The 15,785-nt window shown below is 72.7% G+C and carries 14 protein-coding genes; 10 read left to right on the forward strand and 4 right to left on the reverse strand.

Annotated elements, in window-relative coordinates; genetic code table 11:
• Nucleotides 1-1,638, reverse strand: coding sequence for an ABC-F family ATP-binding cassette domain-containing protein (locus ACKUU6_RS25825; protein WP_407990954.1), 1,638 nt, complete (start codon nt 1,636-1,638; stop codon nt 1-3).
• 444 nt (nt 1,639-2,082) lie between these two features.
• On the opposite strand from ACKUU6_RS25825, the gene ACKUU6_RS25830 reads away from it, so the two are divergent.
• The 3 genes from ACKUU6_RS25830 to ACKUU6_RS25840 all read left to right on the forward strand — a co-directional run bounded on the left by ACKUU6_RS25830 (nt 2,083) and on the right by ACKUU6_RS25840 (nt 4,369).
• Entirely contained in the window at nt 2,083-3,690 is a 1,608-nt protein-coding gene (locus ACKUU6_RS25830) for an ABC-F family ATP-binding cassette domain-containing protein (protein ID WP_407990955.1), read from the forward strand.
• A gap of 77 nt (nt 3,691-3,767) precedes the next feature.
• Entirely contained in the window at nt 3,768-3,995 is a 228-nt protein-coding gene (locus ACKUU6_RS25835; protein WP_407990956.1) for a hypothetical protein, read from the forward strand.
• Nucleotides 3,992-4,369: a toxin Doc gene (locus ACKUU6_RS25840; RefSeq protein WP_184921364.1), complete on the forward strand. Its 378-nt coding sequence runs from the start codon at nt 3,992-3,994 to the stop codon at nt 4,367-4,369. Before ACKUU6_RS25835 ends, ACKUU6_RS25840 begins: the two co-directional genes overlap by 4 nt.
• Nucleotides 4,370-4,399: 30 nt before the next feature.
• Here ACKUU6_RS25840 and ACKUU6_RS25845 read toward each other — a convergent pair whose 3' ends face one another.
• On the reverse strand, nt 4,400-6,376 hold the full coding sequence (locus ACKUU6_RS25845) for a carbohydrate binding domain-containing protein (RefSeq protein ID WP_407990957.1): 1,977 nt from the start codon (nt 6,374-6,376) through the stop codon (nt 4,400-4,402).
• 133 nt (nt 6,377-6,509) lie between these two features.
• Here ACKUU6_RS25845 and ACKUU6_RS25850 point away from each other — a divergent pair, with 133 nt between their 5' ends.
• The 3 genes from ACKUU6_RS25850 (at nt 6,510) to ACKUU6_RS25860 (ending at nt 8,577) form a co-directional block, all read left to right on the forward strand.
• Nucleotides 6,510-7,580: a substrate-binding domain-containing protein gene (locus tag ACKUU6_RS25850; protein WP_407990958.1), complete on the forward strand. Its 1,071-nt coding sequence runs from the start codon at nt 6,510-6,512 to the stop codon at nt 7,578-7,580.
• Nucleotides 7,581-7,894: 314 nt separating this feature from the next.
• Nucleotides 7,895-8,194, forward strand: coding sequence for a hypothetical protein (locus ACKUU6_RS25855; protein ID WP_407990959.1), 300 nt, complete (start codon nt 7,895-7,897; stop codon nt 8,192-8,194).
• The gene (locus tag ACKUU6_RS25860) at nt 8,191-8,577 is read left to right on the forward strand and encodes a hypothetical protein (RefSeq protein WP_407990960.1); all 387 of its coding nucleotides are present in this window, start codon (nt 8,191-8,193) and stop codon (nt 8,575-8,577) included. The genes ACKUU6_RS25855 and ACKUU6_RS25860 overlap by 4 nt, the downstream gene beginning before the upstream one ends.
• Before the next feature lie 109 nt (nt 8,578-8,686).
• On the opposite strand, the gene ACKUU6_RS25865 is transcribed toward ACKUU6_RS25860, so the two are convergent.
• Nucleotides 8,687-9,448 (reverse strand): sugar phosphate isomerase/epimerase family protein, encoded by a 762-nt coding sequence (locus tag ACKUU6_RS25865; protein WP_407990961.1) that lies wholly within the window; start codon nt 9,446-9,448, stop codon nt 8,687-8,689.
• Entirely contained in the window at nt 9,445-11,316 is a 1,872-nt protein-coding gene (locus ACKUU6_RS25870; RefSeq protein ID WP_407990962.1) for a DUF2264 domain-containing protein, read from the reverse strand. Before ACKUU6_RS25870 ends, ACKUU6_RS25865 begins: the two co-directional genes overlap by 4 nt.
• Before the next feature lie 230 nt (nt 11,317-11,546).
• Here ACKUU6_RS25870 and ACKUU6_RS25875 point away from each other — a divergent pair, with 230 nt between their 5' ends.
• From ACKUU6_RS25875 to ACKUU6_RS25890, 4 genes are all read left to right on the forward strand, one after another.
• Complete coding sequence (locus ACKUU6_RS25875) at nt 11,547-12,881, forward strand: ABC transporter substrate-binding protein (RefSeq protein WP_407990963.1); 1,335 nt, start codon at nt 11,547-11,549, stop codon at nt 12,879-12,881.
• Complete coding sequence (locus ACKUU6_RS25880; RefSeq protein ID WP_407990964.1) at nt 12,878-13,807, forward strand: carbohydrate ABC transporter permease; 930 nt, start codon at nt 12,878-12,880, stop codon at nt 13,805-13,807. Before ACKUU6_RS25875 ends, ACKUU6_RS25880 begins: the two co-directional genes overlap by 4 nt.
• Nucleotides 13,804-14,703 carry a carbohydrate ABC transporter permease gene (locus ACKUU6_RS25885; RefSeq protein ID WP_407990965.1) on the forward strand — a complete coding sequence of 300 codons (900 nt, stop codon included), beginning with the start codon at nt 13,804-13,806 and terminating at the stop codon, nt 14,701-14,703. Before ACKUU6_RS25880 ends, ACKUU6_RS25885 begins: the two co-directional genes overlap by 4 nt.
• A gap of 101 nt (nt 14,704-14,804) precedes the next feature.
• Nucleotides 14,805-15,785 carry a hydroxyacid dehydrogenase gene (locus tag ACKUU6_RS25890; protein WP_407992240.1) on the forward strand — a complete coding sequence of 327 codons (981 nt, stop codon included), beginning with the start codon at nt 14,805-14,807 and terminating at the stop codon, nt 15,783-15,785.

Raw genomic sequence — 15,785 nt, forward strand, 5'->3', positions numbered from 1 at the left:
CTAGAGCTCCTGGACCCGGCCGTCGGAGACCTCCAGGCGGCGGTTGACCGTCACGGCCTCCAGCATCCGGCGGTCGTGGGTGACCAGCAGCAGGGTGCCGGTGTAGGAGGCGAGGGCGGACTCCAGCTGCTCGATGGCGGGCAGGTCCAGGTGGTTGGTCGGCTCGTCCAGCACCAGCAGGTTCACGCCCCGGCCCTGGAGCAGGGCCAGTGCGGCCCTGGTCCGCTCGCCGGGGGAGAGGGTGTGGGCGGGGCGCAGCACGTGGGCCGCCTTGAGGCCGAACTTGGCCAGCAGGGTGCGGCCCTCCTCCGGGGAGAGGTCCGGCACGGCAGCCTGGAAGGCGTCCAGCAGCGGTTCCTCGCCGAAGAACAGCCCGCGGGCCTGGTCGACCTCGCCGACCAGCACGCCGGAGCCCAGGGTGGCGCTGCCGTCGGTCAGTTCGAGCCGGCCGAGCAGGGCGGCCAGCAGGGTGGACTTGCCCGCGCCGTTGGCGCCGGTGATGGCCACCCGGTCCGCCCAGTCGATCTGCAGGTCCACCGGGCCGAGGGCGAACTCGCCGCGTTCGGCCTTCGCCCCGCGCAGGGTGGCGACCACCGAACCCGAACGCGGGGCGGCGGCGATCTCCATCCGCAGGTCCCACTCCTTGCGGGGCTCCTCGACCACGTCCAGCCGCTCGATCATGCGCTGGGTCTGACGGGCCTTGGCGGCCTGCTTCTCGGTCGACTCGGCCCGCGTCGCGCGGCCGATCTTGTCGTTGTCGCTGGACTTGCGCCGGGCGTTGCGGACGCCGGTCTCCATCCAGCCCCGCTGCATCCGGGCCCGCGCCTCCAGCCCCGCCTTGGTGTCGGCGAACTCCTCGTACTCCTCGCGCGCGTGCCGCCGGGCCACCGCGCGCTCCTCCAGGTACGCGTCGTAGCCGCCGCCGAAGTGGTTCACCTGCTGCTGGGCGAGGTCCAGCTCGAGCACCCGGGTCACGGTGCGGGTCAGGAACTCGCGGTCGTGGCTGATCAGCACGGTGCCCGCGCGCAGGCCCTTGACGAAGGACTCCAGCCGCTCCAGGCCGTCCAGGTCCAGGTCGTTGGTCGGCTCGTCGAGCAGGAAGACGTCGTACCGGGAGAGCAGCAGCGAGGCCAGCCCGGCGCGGGCCGCCTGGCCGCCGGAGAGCGCGGTCATCGGCAGGTCCAGGCTCACCTTCAGCCCGAGCGAGCCCGCCACCTCCTCGGCGCGCTCCTCCAGGTCCGCGCCGCCGAGGTCGAGCCAGCGGTCGAGGCCGGTCGCGTACGCGTCGTCGGCCCCCGGGCGCCCCTCGACCAGGCCCTCGGTGGCCTCGTCCAGCGCGGCCTGGGCGGCGGCCACACCGGTACGGCGGGCCAGGAAGTCGCGGACCGACTCGCCGGGACGGCGCTCGGGCTCCTGCGGCAGGTGGCCGACGTTGGCGGTCGGCGGGCTCAGCTTGAGCGAACCGCTCTCCGGGGTGCTCAGACCGGCCATCAACCGGAGCAGGGTCGACTTGCCCGCCCCGTTGGCCCCGACCAGGCCGACCACGTCGCCAGGGGCGACGACCAGGTCCAGGCCGGAGAAGAGGATGCGGTCGCCGTGGCCGGCGCTGAGGTCCTTGACTACGAGAGTGGCGCTCATGATGTCTCCGATCCTATCGGGCCGGTCGGAAAACCCTTTGCGGGCGGTCCCGTGCCCGCCTACCTTTGATCCCGGCCCCAGGGCCTGTCTGACCATTCCCGCCGGGTCCTGCCCGCCCGGCACGCACCCTCGCCGCACGGCCGAAACGCCCAAGTAGCTCCGCTACGAGGGCGCCCCGGCCGCACGCCGAGCGCACGCACCGAACGACCAGGCCTGATCCGACGCGAACAGTCAGACAGGCCCTGGCGATCCGAAGACTGGAGAAGGCCGTTGCTCTACTGAGGTCCTGAGACACCGCCCCCCGCTGACATCCTTCGCGGGCGTGCGTGCGTTGACCTCGGTGGCGAGCCCCTTCTTTCGTGGCGCCCTCCCCATGCTCCGCAGCGCAGCGGTGTCTCCCCGTGCTCGTACCCCTACACGGCGACCACTTCCGGGAGGCCATCCATGGCACAACCCACCTCTTCCATCCGCTGCACCGACCTCGGCTTCGAGTGGCCGGACGGCCGCAGCGTGCTGCACGACTTCCAGCTCGTGGTCGGCCCCGGCCGCACGGGCCTGATCGGCCTGAACGGGGCCGGCAAGTCCACCCTGCTCAGGCTGCTCGCCGGAGAGCTCACCCCGACCGCGGGAAGCATCCGGATCGGCGGCGAACTCGGTTATCTGCCGCAGGACTTGACACTGGACACCGCCCAGCGGGTGGACCAGGCGCTCGGCATCGCGGCGGCCCGCGAGGCGCTGCACGCGATCGAGTCCGGTGACACCGACGAGCGGCACTTCACCGCGATCGGCGAGGACTGGGACGTCGAGGAGCGAGCCACCGCCACCCTGGCCAGGCTGGGTCTCGGCGGCCTCGACCTGGACCGTACGGTCGGCGGCCTCTCCGGCGGCGAGGCGGTGCTGCTGCACCTGGCCGCGCTGCTGCTGCGCCGGCCTGACGTGCTGCTGCTGGACGAGCCGACCAACAACCTGGACCGGCGGGCCCGGGGGCTGCTGTACGAGGCGGTGGCCTCCTGGCCCGGGGTGATGGTGATCGTCAGCCACGACCGGGAGCTGCTCGGTCTGGTCGACCAGATCGCCGATCTCCGGGACGGCACGGTCACCTGGTACGGCGGCAACTTCGCCGACTACGAGCGGACCGTCGCCGCCCAGCAGGAGACCGCGGAACGGCTGGTCAAGGTGGCCGAGTCCGAGGTCCAGCGCCAGCAGCGGGACCTGATCGAGGCCCGGACCCGCTCGGAGCGCAGTGCCAACTACGGCAGGCGGAAGTCCTTCGAGCGGAACGACCCGAAGATCCTCGCCGGTGCCTTCAAGCGCCGGGCCGAGGAGACCGCGGGCCGCCTGAAGGGCATGCACACCGAGCGCCTCAACGAGGCAAGGGAACGGCTGACCGCCGCCGAGGAGGCGGTCAGGGACGACGCCGAGATCCGGATCGACCTGCCCCGGACGGCCGTGCCGGCCGGGCGGACGGTGCTCAGTCTGGACCAGGTTCGGCTCGCGTACGGCAACCGGGTCAGCCTGGAGCTGCGCGGGGCGGAGCGGATCGCGCTGGTCGGGCGGAACGGCTCGGGCAAGTCCACCCTGCTGCGCACCATCGCCGGTGAACTCCGGCCGGTGGAAGGGGAGGTGACCGTGCCCGTGCCGGTCCGGCACCTGCCGCAGCGGCTCGACCTGCTGGACGACGGGCTCTCAGTGGTGGGCAACGTCAAGGCGTACGCGCCGTCGGCGGGGGACAACGCGATCCGGGCCAGGCTGGCCCGGTTCCAGTTCCGCGGCGGACGGGCCGACCAGCAGGCCGGCACCCTCTCCGGCGGCGAGCGGTTCCGGGCCAGCCTGGCCGCGCTGCTGCTGGCAGACCCGCCACCGCAGCTGCTGCTGCTGGACGAGCCGACCAACAACCTGGACCTGGCCAGCGTGCGCCAGCTCACCCAGGCGCTCGCCGGGTACCAGGGGGCGCTGGTGGTGGCCAGCCACGACCTGCCGTTCCTGCGCGGGATCGGCATCACCCGCTGGCTGGAACTCGACGGCGGGCTGCGGCAGGTCGAGCCGATGTGAACCGGCGGGCGAGCCGCCCGCCACGGGATGGACCGAAGGGGTACCGCCGCCAGGTACCCCTTCGGTACCGTGTTTTCATGCCAGCGCTCAACATCGAGTACACCGAGGTCGAACTCGCGGCGATCCGCGCGGCCGCCGCTGCGGACGGCAAGAGCGTGAAGGCGTACGTACACGATCTGAGCGTCCGTGAGCAGCAGCGCCGGACGTTCGTCGAGCACGCGGTGGCGTTCTGGAACGAGCACCTCGACGAGTTCGACGCGGCCTTCCCCGAGGACGCCCCGGCCGGCAAGGGCACCGCCGCGTGAGGACCGTGCTGCACGTCGACATCCGCTGGCTGCTCGACGTCCAGGAGCAGGCGTACCCGGAGGACCTGACGGTCCGTGACTACTCCGCCCTCCAGGCCGCCGTCGCCCGGCACCGGGTGAACACCGCCCAGCTCGGGCACGACGCCGACCCGTCCTGGTGCGCGGCCGCCCTGATGCACACCATCGTGCAGCTGCGCCCGCTGCCGGTCCGCAACAACCTCTACGCCTGCATGGCCACTGCCGCGTACATGCACGCGGCGGAGGAGGGCATCGACCCGCCGTACGGCGCCCTGGTCGAACTGGCCCGGGACGTCGCCGAGTTCAACGCCGACGTGTTCGTGGCCGCCGACCGGATCCGGTCCTGGCGGATCTGACTCCGCGAGGACCGGATCCGGTCGACGGGCTCAGGCCGGGACGACCGTCACGTCGTCGCACCAGCCGTAGCCGGTGCCGCTGCGGGCGTAGCAGTAGACCCTGGCGCTGGTGGCGCCAGGGCCGGTGGTGAAGGTGGTGGCGCCCTCGGACCAGCCGGTGGCCGTGAAGGCGGCCCGGGTGGTGGAGCCGAGGGTGTCGTACTGCTTGACGCCCAGCGAGAGTTCGGTGCCGGTGGCGGAGACCCGACCCCAGCCGGAGAGCCGGTACGTGGTGTTGGGGGCGAGGGTGACCACCTGTTCGGCGGCCGCCTGCGCCGGGCCGACCCGGACGGCGCGGGTGCCGGAGTGGGCGTCGGCGCTGTCTACGGTCACGCCGCCGTAGGAGGTCCAGGGGGAGAGTGCACCGGTCTCGAAGCCGGGGTTGCGGACGGCGTTGGCCGGGGCGCAGGCGGTGTCGTCGAAGGTGGAGGCCTGCTGGAAGCCCCGGTCGGGGCGGCAGACGGCGGGTACGGGGGCGCCGAACCAGTCCCGACCGCCATTGCCCGATATGACCGAACCAGACGCCCGGGAGGGGGAGTTGGCGCTGAGCCGGTAATCCTCGGGGGTGCTGCCGCCGGGGTTGGTGAAGCCGGGGTCGGTGGTGAGCTTCTCCGGGTCGGCCGGCTCGCTGGCGGGGTGGTTGCCGAAGAAGGTGTTGGCGGTCCAGCCGAAGTCGGCGGGCTGGTAGACGCTGGAGCCGAAGCCCGTGTACCCGCCGGTGCCGAGGTTGTGGAACAGGTTGCCGGTCAGCCGGGTGGCGCTGGTGCCGGAGCCGTCCTGGATGATCGCGGTGGTCGAACCGGCGGGCAGGTACACCGTGTTGTGGTACATCTGGGCGTTCTTCTCGCCGACCGCGAACAGCCAGCGGCTCTTGTCGGCCCGGCTCAGGTTGTACCGGACCACTGTGCCGGTGCTGCTGGAACCCGCGCCGCAGGCCCCGCAGAACAGCATGAAGCCACCCTCGTTGTTGTGGCTGTGGTTGTACTGGAAGACCACGCCGGTGTTGCCGTAGTCGGAGTCGAAGGCCATGCCGTCGTTGTTGTCGGACAGCCTGCGGACGTGGTGCACCTCGTTGTACTGGACCGTGGTGTAGTCGGAGTTGATGGTCCAGACACCGGCGTTGGAGCCCATCGGGCGCATCGCGAGGTCGTACGCCAGGTTGTGCTCCACGAGTGCGTGGTCGGCGGCCCGGACCACGATGCCGTCGCCGCCGGTGTCGCTGATCGTGTTACCCCGGAAGATCAGCCGGGTGCTGGGCCGCCAGTTCACCGTGGAGCCGCAGCCGTCCCCGGTGCCGTAGCTCGGCCGGCACATCCAGGTGGAGCGGTTGGTCAGCCCCTCGCGGTCGACCCGGGTGATCCGGGAGTTCTGCACCAGCACGTCGTCGAAGTTGGTGGGGGTGACGGTGCCGGAGACCCGGAACTGTATGCCGTTGCTCCACTTGGTGGCGTCGCCGTTGACGTCGTGTACGTAGACGTCGTCGACCAGGTAGTGCGAACCGACGCCGTCGGGCAGGTCGGCGATCTCGACCAGCAGGCCGTTGCGCTCGCGCTTGGTGGCGGCGGGGTCGGGGAAGGTGATCTCCAGCTCCCGCAGCTCCCACTGTTCGACGTTGTGGAGGTGCACGGCGGCCTGCTCGGCCGAGGCCGGGTCACCGGAGACCACCGGGCGGGCGGCGCCGGTGCCGTAGCCGGCCAGGGTGACCGGTGCGCCGGGCGCGCCGGAGCCCTGCGGTCGGAGGGTGCCGAGGCAGGTGGCGCCGCGCTTGAGCAGCAACTGGTCGCCGGGGCCGAAGACATGGGCGTTGGCGGCGGCCAGACTGTTCCAGGGGCTGGTGAGGCTGCCGGTACCGTTGGTCGCCGCGGAGCAGTCCAGATAGCTGGTGACCGGGGTGGCGGCCACCGCCGGGGCCGGGAGGGCCGCGGCGGTGAGCGCGAGGAGGATGAGGGCGGTGCGGGGCAGGAGCATGGGTGGGGTGACTCCCTGAAGTGGCGATCCGGGTGGGGACGGGATCGAGCGAGACCGTTAGATCAATCAGCGATCGAATGATACAAAGTGATCAGGCGGTCGGAATAGACCCGTGCACGGGGAAAGGGAACTCATGACCATCTCTGCGGAGGAACGGCGGGCGCGCATCACCGAGGTGGTCCGCGACCTCGGCACGGTCCGGGTGGTGGACCTGGCGGCCCGGCTCGGCATCCCCGCCGTGACGGTCCGGCGCGACATCGCGGCGCTCGCGGAGAGTGGCCGGCTGCACCGTTCGCACGGCTCGGTCTCGCTCGCCCCCGCCGACTCGGGCGCCCCGAGTGCGGTCGGCGACAGCGAGCGGGTGATCGGCATGTTGGTCCCCACCGTCGGCTCGTACTTCGACGAGGTGATCGCCGGAGCCCGGGCCGCGGCCGGCGAGGCCGGTGCCCGACTGGTGCTCGGCATCGCCCCGTACGAGGCGGGCAACGACCGCGAGCAGGTCGAACGGCTGCTGGAGTCCGGCGTGGACGGCCTGCTGCTCACCCCGAACTGGCAGCCGGGCAGCCGGGCCGAACAGTCCGCCTGGCTCGGTGACCTGCCGGTCCCCGCCGTACTGGTGGAACGCCGGGCCGCGCCCGAGAGCCCCGGCGCCGAACTCGACTCGGTCGCCTCCGACCACCGGCACGGCGTCCTGCTGGCACTCCGGCACCTGGCCGGTCTGGGCCACGAATCCGTCCTGCTCGCCGCCCGCGAGGACACCTGGACCGCCCACCAGGTCCGCAGCGGCTACGCCGAGGGGACCCGGCTGCTCGGCCTCACCCCCCAGCCCGTCATCGACCTGCACCGCCCCGGCGGTGGCCCGGCGGACCCCGGCGCGGTCGCCGACCTGATCGCCGAGGCCGCCGGTCGCGGTATCCGGGCCGTCCTGGTGCACAACGACCAGGACGCCATCCAGCTCCCGCCGCTGCTCCGGGCCCGGGGCGTGGACGTGCCCGGCGACGTCGCGCTGATCTCGTACGACGACGTGTTCGCCGCGCTGGCAGCGCCGCCGCTGACCGCGGTCGCCCCGCCGAAGCGGGCGGTCGGCGCCGCCGCACTGGAGTTGCTGCTGCGCCGGCTGGCCCACGAGACCGGGCTGCCCGCGCACCACATCGAACTGCTGCCGAGCCTCAAGATCCGCACCTCCTGCGGCGGCGAGGGCTGAGCCGAGGGCTCCGGGGTGCGCCGGGGGCGTACGAGGGCTGACGTGGTGTCACCCGTCCGGGTAGTGCCGCCGCCGTCCGGCCCGCCGGGGTGCGGCTGAGCCGCAGAATCGGCCGGATGGATGACGTACCCCTCTGCCCGCCGCCGTCCCCTCCGCCTCCGCCGCCACCTCCGTCGCCGTGCCCGCCGGAGTCGGCCACGCCGACGCCGGTGGTGACCACGCCTGCGCCGTCGCCCTCTCCGTCCCCCTCGCCCTCGTCCTCGCCCTCGCCCTCGCCCCTGCCCGGTCCGGCCAGTTCAGCGAGCGGTGTCGTCGTGGCGCCCGCAGCACCGCGCCCGCACACCGCGAAGCCGGTCCGGCCGAAGCCGAAGGTGGTGGAGCAGGTGATGGTGTCCGAGTCGGCTCCCGCCCCACCGCCCGCACCGTCGCTGACCGCGCCCCCGGCCACCTCCAGCGCGCTGGCCGCCCCACCGCCCCTCCCGCCACCGCCGGGTGACGCGGGGCAGGGGATCGACCCGGTGGTCTGGTCGGTCGTGCTGCTGCTGGTCGTCCTCGTCCCGGCCGCCCTGGCGGCCCTGCTCCACCCCGTCCAGCGCTCCGGGAGCCGCACGTGAACCTGCTCGCCCTGCTCGGCGCAATTGCCGCCCTGCTCATCGCCGTGACCGGCCTCGCCGTCGCCCACCGGCTGCGCCCTGCCCTCGCCGCGGGGGAGCCGGCGCCCGAGCCGCACTCGGTCCTGCTGACCATCGGCTCCGGCCTGCTCTCCGGCTTCGTGCTGCTCACCGGTTTCCTGGTGGCCACCGGCTGGGCCGCCCGCACCACCAACATGCTGCCGCCCCTCGGCCTCTACGCGGCGGACGTCTGCGCCGCGATCGCGGTCCTGCTCTACCCCGCCCTGGCCGGGCTGCCGTTCACCGCCCGCCACGTCACCGCCGTCGCCTTCTTCGGCGCGCTGGTCGGCTACACGCTCACGGCCGCGATCCAGCTCCGGCCCTGACCCTCCACCCACGGTCGGTCAGTTCGGCCCTGGTGTCAGGGACTTCACCGCTCGGGCCTGCCGGGTCTCCGGGGATGAGGGCCTGGAGCGCCGGAATCCGACACCTGGATCATCGAGGGCGGCTCCCGCCGGTCCGGCGTGGCCGCCGGGCGAGCAGCGGGGCGAACGGGGCCGCGCTGGGGTGCCAGGGAGCCTCGTACTCCCAGGAGACCCAGGTGTCGGCTGCGAGCAGGCGGAGGCAGTCGTCGATCGGTAGGACTCCGGTGCCGAGGGGGAGGGGGGTGAGGTCATCGGGGGAGGCGATGTCCTTGATCTGGACGTAGCCAAGGTGGGGTGCCAGGGCGGCGTGGGAGGCGGCGGGCGGCTCGCCCGCCAGCCAGGTGTGCATCAGGTCCCAGAGTCCGCCCACGGCGGGCGAGCTGACCTGCTGGAGGATCCGCGAGACGTCGGCGGCGGTGCGGTGGGTGTCGTGGGTCTCGATCAGGATCCGGACGCCCAGGGCCTCGGCCGCCGGGGCGGCGGTGGTCAGGCGGCGGACGGCGGTGGCGTCGTCGCCGTACGGGAAGACCCGGACGTACGGCGCGCCCAGGTCGGCCGCCAGCCGTACGTGGTCGAGGAGTTCGGCGAGCACGGCGGCGTCCTCGCCCGGTTCGGCGATCCGGACGTACGAGCAGACCGCCAGCGGAGCGACTCCGGTGCGAGTGAACTGCCGGGCGGTGTCAGCCCGTTCGGTGGGGGAGAGGCCGAGGTGGACGGGCTGGCCCGGGGCGCAGCGCAGTTCCACGCCGGACCAGCCGTGGGTGGTGGCGAGGCGGAGCACTTCCGGCAGCGGTACGTCCGGCAGGCCGAGGGTGGAGAAGCCCCACTTCACGACCGCACCACCGAAACCCCGTCGACGGTCAACTCCGCCTGCTGGCAGGTGCCGTCAGGCCACCGCACCCGCAAGCGCGGCCCGTCCACGGTGACCCGCAGGCCGGGGAAGTCGTCCGGCGTGGAGCGGCCGAGCCGGGCCGCGCAGACGAACAGTCCGCCGCCGGTCGCCCCGGTGAGGGCGGGCAGTGCACCGACGGCGCCGAATGCGGTGCCGTCCGACAGGTCGTGCACCGAGGTGGGGCCGAAGCCGTGCAGCGGCCGCAGTGCCGACGCGAGCTCTGCGGCACGGGCCCAGGCGGTGCCGTCCGGCGTGACCGCCGAGGTGACGGAGGCTCCGGCGACGGCCCAACCTCCCTGGTGCACCGGCGTTCCGTCCGGGGCCCCGGTGACCAGGTGGGCCCGGATCTCGTCCGCGCCGTGGGCCAGGGTGAGCGAGGTGACGGTGACGCCGTCCCGGGGGCAGTGGGAGGAGGCGGCCCAGCCGTCGCCCGCGCCGAGCGGGGTGATCCGGCCGCGTGCGCTGACGGCACCGTCGACGAACAGCCCGAAGTGGTTGTCGGGAAGGGCGGACGGTCCGGTCACGGTGGAGTACGCGAGCCGGGCGTACAGCGGGTCGTCGGGATGCGCCTCGCCCACCGGTTGGTCGTCGCTGCCGTGGTTGTGCAGCCGCACCACGCCGTCGGCGGCGGTCGACTGGATCAGCCAGCCGGGCACCGGCAGCGGGTGGACGGCGTCGGCCCGTTCGGCGGGGGCCGGCTCCTCCACCGCCGTCCAGACCGGGTGGGTGGGCGGCAGCAGCAGACCGACGAAACCCTTGCTCGCCCAGTACGGCGAGGCGGGCCCGGAGTACGGCTGGACCAGCGGCGGGTAGGGGCCGTGCCAGCCGAGCGAGAGCAGGCCGTCGGCCCCGGCCGCGCCCCTGTCGAGGAAGTGCCGCAGGGCGCCGGAGGCGAGCCGCCGGGTGGTGCCGGGGGTGAGCGGGGTGCGGCCGGTCAGGGCGCCGGCCCAGAGCGGGGCCGTGGCCGCGAACCGGTAGCTGAGCGAGCGTCCCTGGTGGACCGGGGCGCCGTCGCCGCCGAAGGTGCGGGCGTAGCCGTCGAGGTGGGCGGCCAGCCGGTCGCCGTAGCGGGCCAGCAGCGGCTGGTCGGCCGACAGGTGGGCGTGCAGTACGGGGTAGAGGTGCAGCGCCCAGCCGTTGTAGTGGTCGAAGGCGCGCGGGCGGCCGTCGGTGTACCAGCCCTCGCCGAGATACCAGCGGTCGATCCGCTCCAGGCCCCGTTCGACGGCGCCCTCGTCCGCGTACCCGGCCTCGGCGAGGAAGCCGCCGACGGTGAGCGGGAAGAGCCACCAGTTGTTGTCGTTGGGCGTCCGGCGGAGCGCCTCGCCGAGCCAGGCGGCGGCCCGGTCGCGAACGGTGGGGTCCAGCCGGTCCCAGAGCCAGCGGCGGGTCAGCCGGAGGGCGAGTGCGATCGAGGCGGCCTCGACCATGGCCTGCCCCCGGTCGGTGATCACCGGCCAGGCTTCGGAGGAGTCCAGCTCGCGCGAGGTGGTGGGGGAGCGGGTCCCGGCCGCCAGCCCCGCCGCGTACCGCTCCAGCAGGCCGCCCGGGTCGGCGCCGTCGGCCCCGGCCACCCGGAAGGCGGCGAGCAGGAAGGTCCTGGCGTACCCCTCCAGACCGTCCGAGCGGGGCCCTGACAGGCTGGCGCGCGGGCCCGGCAGGTTGACCAGTGCCCGCCCCGGCGTCGCGTACGGCCCGACGGCGGTCAGCAGGCCGTCGGCGACGGCCTCCCAGTGTGCCCTGGTCCAGCCGGTGTGCGGGCTGAGCTCGCGGTCCTCGGGCGGCAGCGGGAAGGGGGAGACGGGCATGGCGGGGTCCTCTGTCCGGGGGTTCCGAATCTAGGAGCGGGCTGATCATGCGTCAAGGACTGCGGATCGAATGATCCATCGAGAGATCAGATTGGATCATTTGATCTCAATCCCTTGACTCCGATCGCCGACCACCCCAAGATGGCGGTCACACCTCGTCAGATCGCCGCAAGAAGGCGGTCCAGGGTCACATCGGCCGTACCGATCCCCTTCGCCCCAGGAGCCGTGCCATGCCCTCTTCCCCCACCCGCCCCCGTAGAGCCCTCCTCCTCGCGGCCGCCTCCGCACTGTCGCTCTCGCTGGTCGCCGCCTGTGGCAGCAGCGGCAGCACCGGCGGGCCGAGCACCGAGGCGGCCGACGGTCAGCCGGTCTCGCTCACCTTCTGGGGCTGGGCCAAGGGCACCAAGGACGTGGTCGCAGCCTTCAACGCCTCGCACCCGAAGATCCAGATCACCTTCGAGGAGATCCCCTCCGGCAACGCGGGCGGCTACGCGAAGATCGCCAACGCGGTGAAGGCGGGCAACGCCCCCGACGTCTTCAACGTCGAGTACCCGCAGCTGCCCGACTTCGTCAGCCAGGGCGCGGTGCAGGACATCTCCAAGCTGGTCAGCGCCGACCTGAAGGCCAAGTACCTGCCCCAGTCGGTCGAGCTGACCACCCTCGGCGGCAAGAACTGGGCGCTGCCGCTGGACGCCGCCCCGCAGGCCTTCTACTACCGTAAGGACCTGTTCGAGAAGGCCGGCGTCATCGCGCCGAAGACCTGGGACGAGTTCCGCACCGCCGCCGAGAAGCTCAAGCAGGCCGACCCGAACACCCGGATCGCCACCTTCTTCCCGGACGACCCGAGCACCTTCGAGGCGCTCTCCTGGCAGGCCGGCGCCAAGTGGTTCGGCACCCAGGGCGACAGCTGGAAGGTCGCGCTGGCCGGCGCCGAGACCACCAAGGTCGCCGACTACTGGCAGAAGATGGTCGCCGACGACCTGGTCCGCTCGATGCCCTCGTTCAGCCAGCAGTGGACCGCCTCGCTGCAGAAGGGCGAGACGGCCGGCTACCTCGGCGCCTCCTGGGGCGGTGGCGTGCTGAAGTCCTCGGTCCCGGACGGCACCGGCAAGTGGGCCGTCGCGCCGATCCCGACCTGGGACGGCAGCCCGGCCAGCGGCATGCTCGGCGGCACCACCTTCGCCGTCTCCAAGGACAGTAAGAAGGCCAAGGCCGCCGTCGAGTTCGCCACCTGGGCCACCACCACCCCCGAGGGCATCAAGGCCCGGATCGCCTCCGGCACCTCCTCCGTCTACCCGGCCGCACCCGAGCTGATCCCGGTCGCCAAGGCCGCCTTCGACACCGCCTTCTACGGCGGCCAGGACATCTACACGATCTACCAGGACGCGGCGAAGTCCATCAAGCCGTCCTGGAGCTGGGGCCCGGCGATGGGCGCCACCAACACCTCGCTGAAGGACTCCTTCGGCAAGCTCGGCGCCGGCGGCACCCTCGGCCAGGCCGTGGACGGCGCCCAGAAGGCCACCGTCGCCGAGCTGAAGAACCGCGGGCTCAAGGTCGGCGAGTGACCAGCACCGCCAAGAGCGTCCGGCGCTCCGGGCGGCGGAGCAGGTACGGGGCGGCGGGTGTGCTGCTCGCCCCGTTCCTGGTCCTCTTCACCGCCTGCACGCTCGTCCCGATCGGCTACGCGCTCCACCTCAGCCTGTACACCGAGCGCAGCTCGGGCCTCGGCTTCGGCGGAGCCGAGACCGTGTTCACCGGTCTGTCGAACTACATCCGGGCCCTCGGTGACGAGGCGTTCCGGGCCGGGTTCTGGACCACGGCCCAGTACTGCCTGCTGTACATCCCGCTGATGGTCGGCCTGTCGCTGCTGCTGGCCCTGCTGCTGGACTCCGCGCTGGCCCGGGCCCGCCGGTTCTTCCAGCTGGCGCTGTTCCTGCCGCACGCGGTGCCGGGCATCATCGCCGCGCTGATCTGGATGTACCTCTACACCCCCGGCATCAGCCCGGTGATCAGCGCGCTGGACGCGGTCGGCTCACAGCCCGACCTGCTCGGCAGCCCGCTCCCCGCCGTCGTGAACATCGCGCTCTGGGAGTGGACCGGCTACAACATGGTGATCTTCTACGCCGCGCTGCAGGCCATCCCGCGCGAGGTGCTGGAGGCGGCCGTGGTGGACGGCGCCGGGCCGCTGCGCACCGCGCTGAACATCAAGATCCCGCTGATCCGGGCCTCGCTCACGATGGTCGGCCTGTTCACCGTGATCGGCTCGCTGCAGCTGTTCACCGAGCCGATGATCCTGCACGGCGTCTCACCCGGCGTCATCTCCACCTGGACCCCCAACATGTACGCCTACACCGCCGCCTTCGAGCGCGGCGACTACGGACTGGCCGCGGCCTCCTCGGTGCTGCTCGCACTCACCGCCGCCGCGCTCTCCTTCGTGGTCACCCGCCTCGGCCGGGGCCGCGCGGGCCGACGGACGGAGGTCACCGGATGACCACCCTGCTCTCACCGCCCCGCCCGCCCGCCACCCGGGCCCGGCCGCAACGGCAGCGCAGCCCCTGGTCGTTGTCGAAGACCGCGGTCAACGGCGCGCTGCTGCTGGCCACCGCCTACACCCTGCTCCCGCTCGGCTGGCTGGTCACCGCCTCCGCCAAGAACACCGGCGACCTGATCGGCGGCCGGACACTCACCGCCGGCAACTTCAACCTCGGGCAGAACCTGGCCGACCTGGCCTCCGCCGGTGACGGCATCTACTTCCGCTGGTACCTCAACTCCCTGCTGTACGCCGGGATCGGGGCCCTGCTCTGCGCGTTCGTCTGCGTCTGCGCCGGGTACGCCTTCCACGTCTACGCCTTCCCCGGCAAGGAGAAGGTCTTCGGGCTCGTCCTGCTCGGCGTGCTGGTACCGACCACCGCGCTCGCGCTACCGATGTACCTGCTGGCCTCCGAACTGCACCTGGTGAACACCTTCTGGGCGGTCTTCCTGCCCTCGCTGGTGAACCCCTTCGGCGTCTACCTGGCCCGGGTGTTCTGCGCCGGGTACGTGCCCGGCGAGGTGCTGGAGGCGGCCCGGATGGACGGTGCGGGAGAGCTGCGCACCTTCTGGTCGATCGGGCTCAAGATGGTGATGCCCGGCTTCGTCACGGTGTTCCTGTTCCAGTTCACCGCGATCTGGAACAACTTCTTCCTGCCGCTGGTGATGCTCTCCGACAACCGGCTCTTCCCGGTCAGCCTCGGCCTGTACAGCTGGAACGCCCAGACCCGCGCCTTCCCCGAGTACTACCCGCTGGTGGTGATCGGCTCGCTGCTCGCCGTCGTCCCGCTGGTGGTCGCCTTCGTGGCCCTGCAGCGGCACTGGAAGGCCGGGCTGACCGCCGGGAGCGTCAAATGACCACTTTCACTCAGCCCGTATAGGAGACCCGCGTGCCCGACCTCGCACCGGCGCCCGCCCAACCGGGCCGCCCGCCCCGCCGCCCGCGTGCCCTGCTGGCCATGCAGCGCGACCTGGCCGAGCAGCTGATCGACCCCGCCACGCTCGCCCGGCTCGCCGAACTCGCCGACCTCGACCCGCTGTTGGTGGTGGACGACTTCACCGACCCGGTCGCCGCCGCCGCCCTACGGGAGGCCGAGGTGATCGTCAGCAGCTGGGGCTGCCCACCGCTGGACGAGACCGTGCTGGCCGCCGCCCCGCAGCTGCGCGCCGTGATCCACGCCGCCGGTTCGGTCAAGCACCACATCACCGACGCCTGCTGGCAGCGCGGCCTCCAGGTCACCTCGGCCGCCTGGGCCAACGCCCTGCCGGTCGCCGAGTACACCGTCGCCGCCGTGCTGTTCGCCAACAAGCAGCTGTTCCGGATCCGCGAGGACTACCGCGCCCGGCGCGCCCCGCACGACTGGCAGCGCGCGTACGCCGGGACCGGCAACTACCGCCGCACGGTCGGCGTCATCGGCGCCTCCCGGATCGGCCGCCGGGTGATCGAGCTGCTCCGGCCGCACGATCTGGAGCTGCTGCTGCACGATCCGTACGTGACGGCGGAGGAGGCCGAAGCGCTCGGTACCCGGGCGGTGGAGCTGGACGAACTCTGCGCCGCCGCCGACGTGGTGAGCGTGCACGCGCCGGAGCTCGCCGTCACCCACCACATGATCGACGCCCGACGGCTTGCCCTGATGCGGGACGGCGCCACGCTGATCAACACCTCGCGCGGCTCACTGATCGACCAGGACGCCCTGCTCGCCGAGCTGCTGTCCGGCCGGCTGAACGCGGTGCTGGACGTCACCGTCCCCGAGGTGCTGCCCGCCGACTCCCCGCTGTACGAGCTGCCGAACGTGCTGCTCACCCCGCACGTCGCCGGATCGCTCGGCGGCGAGTTGCACCGGATGGCCGTGGCGGCCGCCGACGAGCTGGCCCGCTACGCGGCCGGCCGGCCGTTCGCCCACCCCGTGCTGCCGCAGTCGATCTCCACCAGCGCGTGA

Origin of the sequence: Kitasatospora sp. CMC57 (assembly GCF_045866025.2) — a bacterium.
GTDB lineage: Bacteria > Actinomycetota > Actinomycetes > Streptomycetales > Streptomycetaceae > Kitasatospora.

Coding starts and splice junctions, on each gene's coding strand:
- ACKUU6_RS25850 (WP_407990958.1), top strand. CDS start 6,510: ATGACCATCTCTGCGGAGGAACGGCGGGCGCGCATCACCGAGGTGGTC.
- ACKUU6_RS25885 (WP_407990965.1), top strand. CDS start 13,804: ATGACCACCCTGCTCTCACCGCCCCGCCCGCCCGCCACCCGGGCCCGG.
- ACKUU6_RS25835 (WP_407990956.1), top strand. CDS start 3,768: ATGCCAGCGCTCAACATCGAGTACACCGAGGTCGAACTCGCGGCGATC.
- ACKUU6_RS25870 (WP_407990962.1), bottom strand. CDS start 11,316: ATGCCCGTCTCCCCCTTCCCGCTGCCGCCCGAGGACCGCGAGCTCAGC.
- ACKUU6_RS25825 (WP_407990954.1), bottom strand. CDS start 1,638: ATGAGCGCCACTCTCGTAGTCAAGGACCTCAGCGCCGGCCACGGCGAC.
- ACKUU6_RS25875 (WP_407990963.1), top strand. CDS start 11,547: ATGCCCTCTTCCCCCACCCGCCCCCGTAGAGCCCTCCTCCTCGCGGCC.
- ACKUU6_RS25890 (WP_407992240.1), top strand. CDS start 14,805: ATGCAGCGCGACCTGGCCGAGCAGCTGATCGACCCCGCCACGCTCGCC.
- ACKUU6_RS25845 (WP_407990957.1), bottom strand. CDS start 6,376: ATGCTCCTGCCCCGCACCGCCCTCATCCTCCTCGCGCTCACCGCCGCG.
- ACKUU6_RS25830 (WP_407990955.1), top strand. CDS start 2,083: ATGGCACAACCCACCTCTTCCATCCGCTGCACCGACCTCGGCTTCGAG.